The organism is Algihabitans albus (assembly GCF_003572205.1).
In the GTDB taxonomy this organism is placed as follows: domain Bacteria; phylum Pseudomonadota; class Alphaproteobacteria; order Kiloniellales; family DSM-21159; genus Algihabitans; species Algihabitans albus.
Genome location: NZ_QXNY01000006.1, coordinates 324414 through 340387 on the forward strand (window position 1 = coordinate 324414; position 15974 = coordinate 340387).

The window sequence follows — 15974 nt, forward strand, 5'->3', positions numbered from 1 at the left end:
GAAGAACGAGAAGGGGGAGATAACGGCTGTGAGTCAGTTTGGGTATTTACGGCCTGACCTAGGTGAAGTGAACCAGTGACGCTCCTACCGACACCGACAATCAACAGCAATCTCGATCTCCGCCTCGCGACCTTCGAGACCCTCTCCGAAGGGCTCGACTATGCGGCGCGTGGTGAGACGGGCTGCAATTTCTTCTCTGGCCGCGGCCAGCTCGAAGCGGTGCTGCCCTATGCCGAGCTGCGTGAGCGCAGTGTGGAGGTGGCGCTGCGCCTGACCGGCATGGGGCTCCCGCGTGGTAGCCGCGTCGGCTTGATCGCGACCACCTCCGCGGACTTCATGATCTTCTTCTACGCCTGCCAGTATGCCGGCTTGATCCCCGTTCCGCTTCCGATCAGCACGAACCTCGGCGGCCGCAGCGCCTATGTCGAGCGGTTGCGTGCCATGCTCTCGGCGGCCGACGTGTCGCTGGCAGTTGCCGAAGCCGACATGATCGACGTCCTGCGCGAAGCGGCCGAGGGTCTGGCCATCCGGATGGTTGGCACGCCGGGCGATTTCCGCGATCTTCCGGAGAGTCGGGGCGATCTTCGTCCTCTGGGCAAGGAGGATCCGGCCTATATCCAATACTCGTCGGGTAGCACGAGCATGCCGCGGGGTGTCATGATCACCCAGCGCGGTGTGACCAGCAACGTGCTGGGCATCGCCCGTCACGGTCTGGCGCTCGAGTCCGGCGATCGCTGTGCATCCTGGCTACCGCTATACCACGACATGGGTCTGGTCGGTTTTTCCATCACGCCGATGATGGGCCAGTTCTCCGCCGACTATCTGCCGACCTCGGCCTTTACCAAGCGTCCGCTGCTGTGGCTTCAGATCATCTCGGATCATGGCGCGACGATCTCCTTCGCGCCGACCATGGGGTACGACCTGTGCGTACGTCGGGCGGCGAAGGCGCAGGGCGGTACGTACGACCTGTCGCGCTGGCGCGTTGCCGGTGTCGGGGCGGAAATGATCCGTGCGGATGTGCTGGAGCAGTTCGCCATGCAGTTCGCGTCCTTCGGGTTCGACCAGCGGGCGTACCTGCCGAGCTACGGCTTGGCGGAATCGACGCTGGCCGTCAGCTTCGCGCCTCTGGGGCGGGGCTTGAAGACGGATCGTATCGACCGCCGTGCCTGCGAGGTGCTGCATCAGGCTCTGCCCGTTGCGAAGCTCGGCAATGGATCCGCCAAGAGGGCGCGGACCGTCGTGGTTTGCGGACGTCCCTTGCCGGATCATTCAGTCGAGATCCGCGACAACGGCGGCAGGGTGCTGCCGGACCGGGAAATCGGGTCTATCCACGTGAAGGGCCCAAGTCTGATGGAGGGCTACTTCCAGGACGAGGGTGCCACGCAAAGCGCCGTGACCGAGGACGGCTGGCTGGATACCGGCGACCTGGGGTATCTCGCCGATGGCGAACTGGTGGTCACCGGGCGCCAAAAGGATCTGATCATCAGCAACGGGCGCAACATCTGGCCGCACGATCTGGAGTGGGCCCTGGAGAAATTGCCGGATCTGCGGACCGGCGGTGTCGCCGCCTTCTGCGTCGAGGATGATATCAAGGGCGAGCGCGTGGTCATCGTGGCCGAGTGCCGTTTGACCGACGAGGACGCGCGCCAGACCCTGGTTCGGGATATGCAGGGCGCCAGTCGTCTGGTCGCCGGGGTCGATCCTGAGGTCATGCTGGTTCCGACCCGCTCGCTCACCTTTACCTCTTCCGGCAAATTGAGCCGCGCTGCCGTCAAGGCGAGCTATCTCGGTGACAGGCTCGAACCCCTCAGCCTGAGCCGGCCCGCCGCCCCATTGGTGACGCTCGAACCTCTGCGTTCAGCGACCGACAGCGGCTGAAGTAAGATGGCGACTTACGCGCAGGCCAAGGCGTCGGTGCTGGCGAAAGCGCCGGTCGCGGTGACCGGCGCGAGCGGCTTCATCGGTCGTGCGCTGGTCAAGCGTCTGAGTGCGCGCGCGATCCCCTTGCGCCTGTTGCTCCGCCGCCCCGATCCGGAGCTTGAGGCGCTCGGCGTCGAGGTGGTGCGTGGGGCTCTCGATCGGGAGGACAGCCTCCGCCGCCTGCTGGACGGCGCTGCGACCCTGGTGCATTGCGCCGGCGCCATACGGGCGCGCCGGGCTGCGGATTTCACGGCGGTCAACGAGACCGGCACGGCCCGCCTGGTCCGGCTCGCGGCGCAGTCCGCCTCCAGGCCGCGCGTTCTGCTGCTGTCGTCCCTGGCGGCCCGCGAGCCCGGCGTTTCCGCCTATGCCGGGAGCAAGCTCGGCGGCGAAAGGGCGCTGGTCCGCGAGGCGGCGGGGCTCGAGCATTTTTGCCTGCGTCTGCCGGCGGTTTATGGACCGGGCGACCGCGCCACCTTCGGCCTGTTCCAGCAACTCAATCGCGGACTGGGGATTCTGCCGGCTCCGTTGAACAATCGCTTCTCGCTTTTGTATCTGTCGGACCTGGAAAACCTCGTCGAGCATCTGCTGCGGCAGAAAGCCTGGTCTGGCGGGATCGCCGAAGTGGACGATGGGCGGGCCGGCGGATATGCCTGGAGCGAGCTTCCGGAGATCGCGGCACGACAGCTCGATCGGCGGGTGCGCGCCGTCTCTGTGCCGCAGCCGGTCCTCTGGGCAACCGCAGCGGGAAGCGAGGGGGTTGCCTCGCTTCTGGGCCGGGCACCGATCTGGACGCGAGGTAAGTTGAACGAGTTCTCTCACCCCGACTGGGTCAGTTGCGATGGAAAGTCGTCGGAACTGGAGGGATGGGAGCCCGAGGTCCAGTTGGACCAGGGCCTTTTGGCCACGATCGCTTGGTATCGGCAGGCTGGATGGCTCTAATGCCGCACCTGTTCTTTTGACCCGGAGTCAAGCCTTGACGCCCTTTTCTGTATTCCTACAATCCGGCCAAATTGCTTTTCGATGGTTAAAGCGAATCCAAAATGGTTGAGGCGGATCACCAAGCGACCTTTGAAAGCATACGGAATATATTGGAGGTTTATAATGCCGAAGGTATCGAAATAACGACATCGACGAGACTGATGTCAGATCTGAACATCGATTCGGTGGCAGCTATGGATCTAATAATGGAAATAGAAGATCGCTTTGAGATCGATATCCCCGTGAACATGGTCTCGGACGTCGAGACCACACAGGATCTCGTTCGGATCGTCGTCGCGCGTTTGGAAAACCGCGCATGACGGATATTTTCGACAAGTACGGCGACATCGCCGTCCGCCACGACCAGCTCCTGGACGCAGGCGCCGACCCTTTCGGCGTTTGTTTGGAGGAGGTCTATTCGCCCACCGAAGCCATGGTCAACGGACGGCGGACGATCCTCGCCGGAACCAACAATTACCTCGGCATTACTTTCGATCCGGCCTGTATCGAAGCCGCTGCCCAGGCGATCCGCAAACACGGGACGGGGACGACCGGGTCGCGAATCGCGAACGGGACCTATTCGAACCACCGCCAGCTGGAAGACGAGCTGGCCAGTTTCATGAACTGCCGTCATGCTTTGGGCTTTCCGACGGGGTACCAGGCGAACCTGGGGATGCTGGTCGGCCTGGCGGGCCCGAAAGACGTGATGCTGATCGATGCGGACTCGCATGCCAGCATCTACGACGGTGCCCGGCTAAGCGGCGCGACCATCGTGCGGTTCCGCCACAACGACCCGGCCGACCTGGACCGCCGGCTCCGTCGCCTTGAGGGTGAGGGCAAGAGCCACCTGGTGGTCGTAGAGGGCATTTACAGCATGCTGGGCGACCGCGCGCCGATTGCGGAGTTCGCCGAGGTCAAGAACAAGCACGGTGCCTATCTTCTGGTCGACGAAGCGCACTCCCTCGGCGTCTTGGGAGACACCGGCCGAGGTGCGGCGGAAGCCGAGGGCGTTGCCGATCAGGTCGACTTCTACGTCGGAACCTTCAGCAAGAGCCTTGGGTCGGTCGGCGGTTTCGGCGCGTCCAACCATCCGCGGTTCGAGGTGCTGCGCTACTGCAGCCGACAGTACATGTACACCGCCTCTTCGGCGCCCTCCAATGTGGCGTCGGTGATCACGGCGATCCGTCAGATCCGCAACGATTCCACTCTGCGTGAACGTCTGTGGCGCAACGCGGAAGAGGTCTATCAGCGGCTCCTGGCGCAGGGCTTCAAGATCTGTGCCCCGACGAGCCCGATCATCGCGGTGCAGCTTCCGGATATCGAGACGGCCTACTACGCCTGGAGCCGGCTTCTGGAGGCCGGCGTCTATGTCAACCTGGCCGTTCCGCCGGGGACGCCACACGGCGAGTCGCTTCTGCGCTGCAGTGTCTCTGCGGCTCACACGGAAGCGCAGATCAACGAGATCTGCCGCCGGTTCGAAGACATCGCCCAGGAGCTTGCGAGCCAGATGCCGGTACAGGAGCCGGCTCCGGTCATGATGGCGCAAGCCGGGGATTGAAGCGGCGGCGGTAACGCGGCCTAACGGATAATCGAGAGAATGACCGGCGACTTCACGTATATCGAGGGGCAGTGCAGCCATGTCGGCCGGCGGCGCGGCATTTTGGCCGAGCACCCCGAGGTCAAGAGTCTGATGGGCCGCAATCCCTGGACCGCCGCCTGGGTGATCGGGCTCGTGGCGGCTCAGCTCGTGGTCGCGAGTCTGGTGGTGGAAATCCATTGGGCCTGGATTTTGGTTATCGCCTACTGCTTCGGCGCTTTCCTCAACCATGCTCTCTATGTCTTGATCCACGAATGCACCCACGGGCTGGTCTTCAAGAAGCGCAGTCACAACAAGATCATTGGGATCATCTGCGACTTCGCTCTCGCGATTCCGAGCGCGATGGCCTTCCGCAAGTACCATTTGATGCATCACAAGCATCTTGGCGAGCACGGTTCGGACCCGGATATCGTCAGCCATGCCGAGGCGCGCTTGGTCGGAAATTCGGCCTGGCGCAAGGCCATCTGGATGTTCTTCTTCTCGATCTCTCAGGCGCTTCGGCCGATGATGGTGAAGGGAACGGAATTCTGGGACCCCTGGATCGTCGCCAACGTCCTGGTTCAGCTTTTCGTCAATCTTGCCGTCTTCCTGCTCCTTGGCCCTGCGGCTCTGGCCTATCTGCTGCTGTCCACCGTCTTCGCGCTGGGCCTGCATCCTCTCGGCGGGCGCTGGATTCAGGAGCACTACCTGACGGAACCGGGGCAGGAGACCTATTCCTATTACGGCCCCTTGAACGCGCTCTGCTTCAACATGGGCTTCCATAACGAGCACCACGACTTCGCCAATGTGCCCTGGAACAACCTGCCGCGGCTGCGCAAGCTGGCGCCGGAGTTCTACGACGGACTGAAGTCCTACCGCTCTTGGACGGCGGTGCTGGCGAATTTTATCTTCAATCCGGCGATGTCGACTTACAGCCGGATTGTGCATACGGCGCCGACCGAGCCGCCGCCTGCGCATCCTCGCCCAGCCGCCTCTGCTGCCCAACAGGCTCCGTGACCGGTCTGCCTATCGGGCTCGTCAGCAACACCCTTAGCCTGAGCAACCGTGCCGGGATTCCTGACCCGCCCCCTTCCGGTCCGTCCTCCGCCGCCATCATCCATCGCCCGATCGAGGGTTTGAGCGGTCTGGCGGAGGCGCTCGACGATTTCGCCGACGCTGGCGCGGGCGTGATCGCGATCAACGGCGGCGATGGCACCGTTTCCGCGGTCCTCACCGAGCTGATGTCGGGCACGCGGTTTCGCAGCCCGCCGCTGCTGGCGTTGCTGCGCGGGGGAACGCTGAACATGTGTGCCGACGATGTCGGCCTGGCGGGGCCGAGGGACCGCGCCCTGGCCCGCCTGCTGCGCTGCGCCGAGGCCGGCCGGCTCACCGAGCGCCTCGCCGACCGCCATGTCATTCGCGTGCGCCGCGAGGGCGATCTGCCGCCGGTCTATGGCATGTTCCTCGCCTTCGGCAGCCTCTATCGCGCGATCCGCTACAGCTACGACGAAGTTCCGGGACGCCACAGCCACCCGCGTCTTCACACCCTCCGGACGCTCGGCGCCCTGATCGTCCGGCATCTGGCGAACGGCGGCGCGTCCGACCGGATCCTGCGGGGCGAGTGCGTCGGGCTCGGCGTCGACGGGGCGGAAGCGGAGGAGATGACTCTGCTGCTGGCCCTGGCGACCACCTTGGATCGTCTGGTGCTCGGATTCCGGCCCTACTGGGGCGGCGACGGCGGCGGGCTGCGTTTTACCGCGCTCGGCCATCCGCCCGACCGCTTGATACGGCGCGCCTTTCGCGTTCTCTACGGAGGACCGGCGCGCCGGCTGCCGGTCGAAAGCTACCGGAGTTACAATGCCGAGCGCGTGCGGATCGGTCCGGGACTGCCCTTCGCGCTCGACGGCGAGCTCTATGAGACCGCGCCGGAGAGCTGGCTGGAGTTGAGCGCGGTCGGACCCGTGAGCTTCGTGAGGTGCTGATGTCGGACGATGGCGCCGAAATCGCCGGGATCATCGAGTCCGAGTTGGAGCAGCCGGTCTCCGCCGCGGTCGTCGCGGCGGCCGAGGAGATCCGGCGGCGCCACGGAGAGGCGGTGCAGGCTTGCCTGTTCTACGGCTCTTGCCTGCGGGACGGTCGCGACGAGGGCCGCGTGCTCGATTTCTATGCCCTGGCGGATAGCTATCGCGCGTTTCACGACAGCCGCGTCATGGCCTTTTTGAACCGGCTTGTGCCCCCCAACGTCTACTATCTCGAAATGCCCTTCCAGGGCCGGACGGTGCGCGCCAAATACGCCGTGATTTCCATGGCGGCCCTGGCCCGCGACAGTTCGCCGGCTGCCCTGGTCCCGACGATCTGGGCCCGCATGGCGCAACCTTGCGCCTTGCCCTATGCGCGTAACGGAGAGGTGCGGGCCCGGGTTCGCGATGCCTTGGTGCAGGCGGTCCGGACGACGGTCTCTCAGACCCTGCCTCTGTTGCCGCCGCGGTTCTCCGCCAGCGAGCTCTGGACCCGCGCCTTTCGCGAGAGCTACCGGACCGAATTCCGGGCCGAACGGGTGGGCCGGTCGGAGGTGCTGCACGGTGCCGCCGTCGAGCGTTACGCGCGGCTGAGCGCGGGCGCGCTCGGTGCCGAGGCCCGGCAGGTTTCGCAGGCAGCCGCGTCCGACGCCGCCGCGCGCGCGGGCGAAGGTCCGAGCTTCGATCACGCCGCCGATCCCGGTCGCCGCCGGACGGCCGAGCGGCGCTGGTACTGGCGGCGCCAGGCCGGTCGCTGTCTGCACGTGCTGCGGCTGATCAAGAACGCGCATACCTTCACGGACGGTCTCGACTACGTGCTTTGGAAAATCGAGACCCATTCCGGCATTCGCACCGAGCCCACGGCCTGGCAGCGCCGCCACCCCCTGCTGGCGGCACCCGGCCTCGCCTGGCGTCTCTATCGCAAGGGCGCGTTCCGCTAAGCCGGATCGGGAGACGAAACCGCGAGATGTCCCGCCCGGTCTGCCGATATCCGGTTGGCGTGGACGAGGGGGAGCTGTCTCTACCCCTCCGCCAATAGGACGCATTGAACGCTCGCTCGGCACCACGTATAAGCGAAAACGCCTGCTGTATTTGCGGATTGACAGCGTGTTCCGTGCGTTAACAGGGCTGATCGCCTTTTGCCTGCTGCTGCGGGCGATGATTCCGGTCGGGTTCATGCCCGATCTTGCGGCTGCGCGCGATGGCGTCTTCACGCTCGTCATCTGCACCGGCAACGGCCTCTCGACCATCGAGCTCGATGCGAATGGCGACCCGGTCGATCCCGACGACCGGCACGAAGCCGAAGCGCAGAGCCACTGTACCTTCGCCCCAATCGGGCCGGTCGTTCTGACGAGTCTTCCGGCGGATCTGACCTCGCGGGCGCTCGCTTCGGCGCCGGCGTCCTGGTCCTCGATTCCGGCGGCCGGTCACATCCGCTATCGGCCGACTGCGCTTTTACCTCGGGCACCGCCCCTGCGCTCCTGACCCTTCGTTCGGACCGGTCTCCCGGCTGCTGCCGGGCAGCATCGCCTGTCCATCGCCGAACGAAGGCCGTGACGGCCAAACCCAGAGTCTTCCGATCCGTCTTGCCCGATGCATCCCAGCATGCCTTCGGCCTGTCAGGAGCACGCTATGCCTTTCCCACGCCACGCCTGGCGATACGCCAGCGCGGTTGTCCTCTCCGCCTGTTCCGTCCAACTGGCCGCACTCGATGCGGCGAGGGCGCAGGAGGTCGACCGGAGCAACGCACAAAACAACGAACGGAACGCAGCGCCGCAGGTCGATGTGCCGGTCTTGCCCCCCATCGAAGTGACCGCGCCCGCCTTTACTCAGACACCGGCGGGACCGGTCGACGGCTATCGGGCCCTCACTGCCGTGACCGGCACCCGAACCGAAACGCCCCTCGAGCAGATCCCCCAGTCGATTCAGGTGATCCCGCGATCCCTGATCGAGGATCAGCAGGATCAAACGGTCCAGGACGCACTTGAGAACGTCAGTGGCGTGCGCACGCCGGGGCCCCAGGAAACCCTGCTCAGCTCCTTCTTCGTTCGCGGTTTCCCGGCCGATCAATTCATCGACGGCATGCCGATCTTCGGTGCGACCAACGTTTTCGATACGGGAAGCCTGGTGAACGTGGAGCGGATCGAAGTCCTGAAAGGCCCGTCGGCGACGCTCTACGGCGGTGGTACCGGCGCGCCGCTCGGTGGGCTGATCAACGTCGTGCCGCGCGCGCCGGAATTCGACGCCGCCCTCACAGCCGGTCTGCGTGGCGGGAGCTTCGGCACGGTCAATCCTTTCTGGGATCTCAATCAGCCACTCGTGGAGGACCGCCTGTCGCTGCGCTTCTCGGGCGACTTCGAGCAGGCCGAATCCTTCATCGATTTCGAGGAAAGCGAGCGCGTTCTGCTGTCGCCGAGCCTGCGTGCGATGATCACCGAGGACACGGAACTGCTGATCCGGGGGATCTACGCCGAAAACGAGTATCTCGAGTATTCGGGTCTGCCGGCCGAAGCGGCGGTGCGCGGAGATTTCGAGATCGACCGTTTCCGCTTTTCCGGCGCGAGCGATACGCCCGACACGGAGGTTCGCAACGCCCTGGTTCAGACCCGCCTGACCCACGATTTCAACGACGCCCTCACGGGCATGGTCCAGGCGAGCTACTACGACAGTTATTTCAAGGAAAACAGCAGCTTCCTCTTCGGTGGGCCGCTCGACCCGACCGCACCGTCGGTTTACCCGGTCTTCTCCGGCATCCTCGAGACCGACGTCGAGCAATTCAACACCAACGCCAACCTGACCTATGACTTCGACCTCGGCTCACTCTCCAACACGTCGCTGGTGGGCTTCGAATACGACCGCACCGAAAACCCGGCCTCGCTGAACTTCGGACCGAACGGCTTTCTGGACTTCGGCGATTCCACGAGCGATCTGACCTATCTCCCGCCGGACGGCACGTTTTTTTCCATCCAGGACAACTCCTACAGAACCTATGCCGCCTACGGGCAGCACCAGATCACGCTGTTCGACCGCCTCCATCTGCTCGGCGGACTGCGCTGGACGCGACTGACGGTCGAAGAGAAGGAGCTTGGCCAGGACTATACCGCGACCGAAGTCACGCCACGGTTCGGCGCCGCGCTCGACGTGATCGAGGAGGTTACCGCCTTCGCCAGCTACGGTCGCGGGTTCCGGGGTGTCCAGGCCTTCACCGGGACCGGTCCGCCGAAGCCCGAGGAGTCGGAGCAGATCGAAGTCGGCCTGCGCTTTTCCTTCGACCGGATCGGCTTGAGCGGTTCGATCGCGGGCTATGAACTGATCCGCCAGAACGTTCCGACCTTCGATCCTGCCAATCCCGGCTTTCAGATCCAAACCGGGGAGCAGCGCGCCCGCGGCGCGGAACTGGATCTCATCTGGCAGGCGACGGCTGAGCTCACTTTCCTGGCCAACTATGCCTACACCAACGCCAAGGTGACGGAAGATACCCGGATACCGGAGGGCGACCGTCTGGCGCGCATCCCGCGTCACAGCGGCCGCGTGGCGGCACGCTACGCGTTCCTGGACGGGCCGTTCGAGGGGCTCGGCCTCGGGATCGGCGTGACCGCGGCCTCGGGCCGGGAAATCACGCTGCCCAACGACCTGGAGACGGATGCTTATGTCGTGGCCGACGCTCAGCTTTCCTACGGAGCCGGCCCGGTCACCTTCGGACTCTCGATCGAGAACCTGACCGACGAAGACTATTTCGAGCCCTATCAGTTTCTCGGCCAGTCCGTCGTGCGCCCCGCCCAACCGCGCTCGGTCTTCGCGACGATCCGCGCGTCTTTCTGAGTCCAGTCTCCCACCTTGCTAAAGGACGATACCCTCATGACCATTACGCGACGCTTGTTCAACACCGGTCTGGCGGCCTCGGCCGCCACGCCCTTTGCCCTGCTGGCCGCCGCCGTGGCCCGCGCGGAAAAGGAAGCGGCTCACGCCATGAGCCCCGAGCTGACGGAACAGCTTGGCGGTAAACGTGACGGGCATCTGGCATTGCTGCTCTATCCCCAATTCACCGCCTTGGACGTCTTCGGTCCCCACCACATGTTCATCAATCTCTGGGGGGAGAAAACGCACCTGGTCGCCAAGACGGCCGATCCCGTTCCGACCGATACCGGCGTTCTGATCCAGCCCACGACGACCTTTGCGGACTGCCCCGAGGATCTTCTGGTGATCTGCGTGCCGGGCGGCACGCTGGGAACGCTCGCCGCGATGCAGGATGAGGAAACCCTCTCCTTCCTGCAGGACCGCGCCAGCCGGGCCCGATGGGTCACCAGCGTTTGCACCGGATCCCTCGTCTTGGGCGCCGCCGGCCTGCTCCAGGGCTACCGCGCCACGTCCCACTGGCTGACTCACGATATCCTGCCGGAGTTGGGGGCCACGCCGGTCAAGGAGCGTGTGGTGGTCGACCGCAACCGGATTACCGGCGGCGGCGTGACCGCGGGCATCGACTTCGGCCTCTCCATCATCGAAGCCCTGCGCGGTCGGGCCTACGCGGAAATGGTGCAGCTTTTCGCCGAGTACGCACCCGATCCGCCGTTCAACGCCGGCACGCCGGAAACCGCGCCGCCGGAGGCCACGGCCGTGCTGACGGAGATGTTCGAGGGTTTTATCGACGATACGCGGGAAGTGGCTCAGACGGCCATGACGCGGCTGTAGGCGGGCATCACGCGGGGGCGTCGGAGGCCGCCCGGCGCGTGATGTCCTTCGGCCAGCGCCGTTTGGAGCAAAGCCAGTCGCCCGGGCGTTCGGTGATCCAGGCCTCGTAGTGGGAGAGGATGTCCTGGGTCAGCGCGCGGGCGGCCTCGTGTTCGTCGCGGGCCTCGGCGCTGACGCGGATCGGTTTCATCAGGTGGACGCGAAAGCTGGCGCCCTCTCGCCGCTCCACGCGCACGGGGACCATCGGGACCTTCGTCCGCAGGGCCAGGCGTGCGGGAACCAGGGACGTCATCGCATCGATCCCGAAGAAGGGGACAAGTTCCCCCTCGTCGGACCGGGTATCGATCAGCATGCCGATGCTTCGCCCCTTGGAGAGCGCCGCCAGACTTCCGCGAATGGATTTTCGCTTTTCGATCAGCTCGCAGGCCAAGCCCCGGCGCATCCTCAGCACCCGGTCGGCGATGTAGGGATTTTGCTGTGGGCTGTAGACGACGCTGAGGGGCAGGCCGAGACGATGGGCGATGGCGCCGGCCGCGATCTCCCAATTGGCGATATGCGCCGTGACGAACATGATCGGCTTGCCGTCCCGCACCAGGTCCTCAACCTCGCTGTCGACCAGCATTTCGGGTCCCTCGTCGGCGGATCCTGCGCAGATCCTCCCCACGTGGGGATACTCGGCCAGAACGCGCCCGGTCGCCGCCCAGCTCTGCCGCGCCAGGGCGGCGATCTCCTCCTGGCTCTTGTTCGGAAAGGCGATGCTGAGGTTGCGCACGGAGTGGCGGAACTTCGAGAGGCGAGGGGCGTAGGACCAGACCAGACGGTGGCCGATGGCGGAAGCGACCCGTGGCGGCAAGAGGGAACAGATCCCCCAGAAGGCCGACAGGAAGGCGTATTCGGCCCCCCAGACCATCTTTCTGATCCGTGGCGAGCGCTGAGCGGCTCCATCCAAAAAGGGCGTCAGGTAGGTGCGTGCCAAGGTCTCTCACCAAAGGGACAGCCAACAGAAATCGTACAGGTGACTTAGGGGCGCGGGCCCCGGGATTCGAGAGGAGCAAGCCTCGCTGACCTGGCGATTCCACCGTCAGGCAACGACCACTTCAGGTTTTACACACTAATATCACAAATCTGATTGGGCGAGTGAACGGCAGGTTCTCGACGAGTGGTCTCGACTGTTCAGTTACCGGCGCTCAGCAGCGCGCGTGCCGGCGGCCGGTTCCCCGAATCCCGGAAGATGAGGACGCTCCCGACGAGGCTCCCAAAGGCGATCACCGGACCCCAGGCCGCAAGCCAGGGCGGGAGAACGGCGAGTTCCCCCATTGCCAAGGTGGCCCGTGCGAAAACCAGGTAAGCGAAGCTGATGGCGACGGCGGCGGCGAAGATCCAGGCGAGCGTGCGGCGTGCGCGCAAGTATTGGCCGAGTGAGACGACCAGCGTCATCATGAGCAGCGGCGCCAGGGCTGCCGCCAACCTCTGATGGAACCAGGTCTCGTAGACCTCGACCCGGCGCTGACCGTAGGCATCGTTGGCCGCCAGGTTGCGCATCTCCGCCAGGTTCAGTTCTCTAGGTTCGACCGATAGTTGAATCAGTTGGTCCAGATCCAGCCGCCCGGCCCAGAACAGCGTCGGTATCCGGTTGCTCCGTTGGGTGAGGGCGTCGTACTGCCGGACCTCGCGCAACAGCCATCCGTCCTCGGTCGGTTCGGCTCCGGCGGCGCTCAAATGCTCGATCAGAGCGCCGGACTCGTCGCGGCGGAAAATCACGATGCCGCGCAGTTCGCCGGAGCGCGCGGACTCCGTCGGGATGCGCAGCAAGTCGGCACCGCTGCGCAACCACACATTGCCGGAATCGTCCCCCAGCCTGCTGCTTTCGAAGCTGTCCATCCCCAATTCCCGCACCTGCTCCATGGCGGGCGGAACACCCCAGTTGTCGACGGCGAACTGCAGGCCGACCAGGAGAAAAGAGATCGGCAGCAGTCCGAAGATCAGGCGGGCCGGAGAGGTGCCGGTGCTCCAGATGACCTCCAACTCGTGATGACGTGCCAGTTCGCCCAAGGTCATGATGGCACCGAGCAGTGTGGCGATCGGCAAGAGGTGCGAGACGAAGTCGGGAAGCCGCCAGAGGGCATAGCGGACCAGGGAAGTGGGATCGCCGTTCGAGGCGCTCAGGACGTTGTCGCCCCGCTCGAGCAACTCGAAGCTGAGCAGAACCGCGACCATACCGAACATGACCAGAGCGAATCTGGCGACGAAGAGGCGCGTGAAGTAGAGACTCAGGACGCGCATCGCCTGGCCTCCGCCTCGACCGGGGAACGGGTTGGGTCCGGGCCGCGCGATACGGCCTGCCGCGCTCCGGACCATGCCAGGATGGTCCCCAGCGACAAGCGTTGGGCGACGCGCAGGAAAGCCGCGAGGCTGGCCGCGAGGAAGACGAGGAAAGGCAACCAGAGCCCGAGGAGCGGCGATGTCTTCTCCGACTCCACGAGGTTTTCGCCGAAGCTGAGAGTCTCGTGATAGCCGATCAGGACGACGATGCCGATAGCAATGCCGATCAGACGGCCGCGGCCACGATTGCGTGTGCCGAGGGCCAGCGGCACGGCCAGGAACGGCAGCACCAGGACGGACAGGATACGCACGATCCGGCCATGGAACTCGGCCACCATGTCGGCTGGGTCGACCTCCAGTCCCAGCCTATGGCGCTGCTGCCAAAGCTCCGACAGGGTCATTTCGCGCTCGTGACTGCCGCGCGGCGGGAAGGCACCGCTCGAGCCTCCGGCCAGGCCGGCAGTCCGACTTTCGAAGCGCAAGGTCCCCTTTTCCGCGGCCCCGGCTTCGGACTCCGACTCATCGGTTTCGGCGCCCCGGTCGGCTCCGTCTTCCGTCGGTCCCCTCGAGCCCGGACCGGCGCCTGGACCGTGCAGAAGCACGCCGTTCTGCAATACGACCGTCGGCGCTTGGCCGCTCTCGCCCAGCACCAGCAACCCCTCTTCGGCCGTGACGGCGGTCCAGGCGCCGTTGTCGTTCTGCGTGTAGAGAAACACCTGCCGGAATTGCCGGCGGTCCGTGGAAATCTCCTCGACGAAGAGGGTGGTGCCCTCGATGCTCGTGAAGGTGCCGGGCTCCAGGATCGCCTGGATCACCGTGCTGGTCGCCGAGTGCACCATCGATTTGTAGGCGTAGCGGCTGTGGGGCTGCAGGTAGCCCAGTGTCGCCAAGGAGATGGCCGCGACCACCAGAGCGACCCCCAGGCTCGGCCACAGCAGCCGAAACAGGCTGATCCCGCTTCCCAGCAGGGCGTCGAGTTCGCTGTCGCGGTGCAGCCGCCGGAACCCGATCAGGACGCCCAGGAAGAAGCCGAAGGGCAGGGCGAGTCCGATGTAGTGGGGCACGAGATAGGTCAGCATCTGCACGAGAACGCGCAGCGGCCCTTCCGTGCCCAACGCCAAGTCGAGAAGCCGAAGCAGGCGTTCTACCAGCAGCACCAGAAGCGCGAGCAGGAGCGTCACCGCAAAGGGGCACAAGGTCTCGCTCAGCAGGTAGCGGTCCAGCGTCTTCATGGGGCGTTCCGATGCCGGCGCCGGACTTGGGTTCCGTCGCCGAAGAGAGACTCCTTTGGACTTGGTGAGGCCCGGTCTCGGACTTGGGAGGCCGCGGCCCTGCTTGCTATGTCAAACGCGAAGCCGGATTCTGAATGCCGCCGCGCCGATCGATCCCGGACAGTGGAGCGCCGCCTGCGCTGCCAATCTGCGGGCGGATGCCGCCGCATCGCTTGGAGCCTGGCAATCTCCCGGTAGCGGGCGATTATCCGAAGTTCGCCGCGCGCGCACCCTGCATCAGGCCCTCGGGACTGTCGACTGTTATTCGGGCTTCGGCACAAGGATGGTTTCCCGCGTTTCCGCCGGCTTCAGGGCTCCTTCTTCTTCAAAGTAGGTACGTGCGCTCACATCGACACGCCAGGCATTCCCTTCGCGGCCGATGGCGTAGAGCTGATAGAGCGCCGCAGGACGGCCATGGCTGGCAAGCGCCGAAGCAGAGGGGACGCCGCAGACCGGCACGGGGCCGGCAGGACCCGGAATCCGCCCCCGGCTGTGGCGGTGATCGTGTCCATGCAGCACCAGTTCCGCCCCGGTTCGGGCGATCGCCTGGCGGAAGGCCGCAGCGTCGATCAGGCGCTTTCGGGATTTGACGGCTCCGGCGATCGGCGGGTGATGCAGCAAAACACAGCGAAACAGGCCCTCGCGGCCGAGCTGGATCAGGCTGTCTTCCAAAGCTTCGATCTGCCTCGTCCCGAGCTTGCCGGTGGCGAAGGCCGGTGGCGTCGGCAGCGCCGTCGAGAGACCGATCAGGGCCACCTCCCCGATGCGGCGCAGGAAGGGAAACCCGGTCGCCTGTTCTGCCGTCTCATCTGCCGCCATGTCGGCGCCGTCATGAGAGGTCATGTAGGCCGCGATATGTCCCAGGGAGTCGGCCCAGGGCACTGCGACGCTGGCGTCGTGGTTGCCGGGGACCACGCTGACGGAATCGGGCGGCCCCAACGCGCGCAGCCAGGTGGCGGCCTGTTCGAATTCGGCGGGCAGGGCGATGTTGGTGAGATCGCCCGTGACAACCGTGTGGTCGGGGGCGGCGGCCCGCAGGTCGCGGGTGAGCGCGTCCAGTACCTCGCGCCTGTGAATATGCTGCCGGCGCCGTCTCCAGGAGAGATATCCGAGCAGCCGTTTGTTGGCCAATTGCCGCCACCGCACTGGCGGCAGAGGCGCGATATGGGGGTCGGAGAGGTGGGCCAGCCTGAACAT

The 15974-nt window shown here is 65.3% G+C and carries 14 protein-coding genes; 10 read left to right on the plus strand and 4 right to left on the minus strand.

The genetic code is table 11. From position 1 onward, the window contains the following. Positions 1 to 75 precede the first annotated feature (75 nt). From DBZ32_RS18285 to DBZ32_RS18330, 10 genes are all read left to right on the plus strand, one after another. Entirely contained in the window at positions 76 to 1878 is a 1803-nt protein-coding gene (locus DBZ32_RS18285) for a fatty acyl-AMP ligase (RefSeq protein ID WP_119168672.1), read from the plus strand. A 6-nt stretch (positions 1879 to 1884) separates the two neighbouring features. Further along, positions 1885 to 2862 carry an NAD-dependent epimerase/dehydratase family protein gene (locus tag DBZ32_RS18290; RefSeq protein ID WP_119168673.1) on the plus strand — a complete coding sequence of 326 codons (978 nt, stop codon included), beginning with the start codon at positions 1885 to 1887 and terminating at the stop codon, positions 2860 to 2862. A gap of 101 nt (positions 2863 to 2963) precedes the next feature. Next, positions 2964 to 3221, plus strand: a complete 258-nt coding sequence (locus DBZ32_RS22700) for an acyl carrier protein (protein WP_119168674.1) — start codon at positions 2964 to 2966, stop codon at positions 3219 to 3221. Then, positions 3218 to 4459, plus strand: coding sequence for a serine palmitoyltransferase (gene spt / locus DBZ32_RS18300; protein ID WP_119168675.1), 1242 nt, complete (start codon positions 3218 to 3220; stop codon positions 4457 to 4459). The genes DBZ32_RS22700 and spt overlap by 4 nt, the downstream gene beginning before the upstream one ends. Before the next feature lie 39 nt (positions 4460 to 4498). Then, a complete protein-coding gene (locus DBZ32_RS18305) occupies positions 4499 to 5494 on the plus strand; it encodes a fatty acid desaturase (RefSeq protein WP_119168888.1) in 996 nt (331 codons plus the stop codon). After that, positions 5491 to 6459 carry a diacylglycerol kinase family protein gene (locus DBZ32_RS18310; RefSeq protein WP_162906830.1) on the plus strand — a complete coding sequence of 323 codons (969 nt, stop codon included), beginning with the start codon at positions 5491 to 5493 and terminating at the stop codon, positions 6457 to 6459. Before DBZ32_RS18305 ends, DBZ32_RS18310 begins: the two co-directional genes overlap by 4 nt. Next, a complete protein-coding gene (locus DBZ32_RS18315) occupies positions 6459 to 7436 on the plus strand; it encodes a hypothetical protein (protein WP_162906831.1) in 978 nt (325 codons plus the stop codon). Before DBZ32_RS18310 ends, DBZ32_RS18315 begins: the two co-directional genes overlap by 1 nt. A gap of 166 nt (positions 7437 to 7602) precedes the next feature. Continuing rightward, positions 7603 to 7980 (plus strand): DUF2946 family protein, encoded by a 378-nt coding sequence (locus tag DBZ32_RS18320; RefSeq protein ID WP_119168678.1) that lies wholly within the window; start codon positions 7603 to 7605, stop codon positions 7978 to 7980. 147 nt (positions 7981 to 8127) lie between these two features. After that, positions 8128 to 10317: a TonB-dependent siderophore receptor gene (locus tag DBZ32_RS18325; RefSeq protein ID WP_162906832.1), complete on the plus strand. Its 2190-nt coding sequence runs from the start codon at positions 8128 to 8130 to the stop codon at positions 10315 to 10317. 36 nt (positions 10318 to 10353) lie between these two features. Then, on the plus strand, positions 10354 to 11184 hold the full coding sequence (locus DBZ32_RS18330; protein WP_119168680.1) for a DJ-1/PfpI family protein: 831 nt from the start codon (positions 10354 to 10356) through the stop codon (positions 11182 to 11184). Positions 11185 to 11191: 7 nt separating this feature from the next. Here the strand turns inward: DBZ32_RS18330 and DBZ32_RS18335 are convergent, their stop codons facing one another. The 4 genes from DBZ32_RS18335 to DBZ32_RS18350 form a co-directional block, all read right to left on the minus strand. Beyond that, positions 11192 to 12094, minus strand: a complete 903-nt coding sequence (locus tag DBZ32_RS18335) for a lysophospholipid acyltransferase family protein (protein WP_119168681.1) — start codon at positions 12092 to 12094, stop codon at positions 11192 to 11194. A 263-nt stretch (positions 12095 to 12357) separates the two neighbouring features. Further along, positions 12358 to 13467: an LptF/LptG family permease gene (locus DBZ32_RS18340; RefSeq protein WP_162906833.1), complete on the minus strand. Its 1110-nt coding sequence runs from the start codon at positions 13465 to 13467 to the stop codon at positions 12358 to 12360. Next, positions 13455 to 14738, minus strand: coding sequence for an LptF/LptG family permease (locus tag DBZ32_RS18345; protein ID WP_119168683.1), 1284 nt, complete (start codon positions 14736 to 14738; stop codon positions 13455 to 13457). The genes DBZ32_RS18340 and DBZ32_RS18345 overlap by 13 nt, the downstream gene beginning before the upstream one ends. 300 nt (positions 14739 to 15038) lie before the next feature. Beyond that, positions 15039 to 15974 carry a metallophosphoesterase family protein gene (locus tag DBZ32_RS18350; protein WP_119168684.1) on the minus strand — a complete coding sequence of 312 codons (936 nt, stop codon included), beginning with the start codon at positions 15972 to 15974 and terminating at the stop codon, positions 15039 to 15041.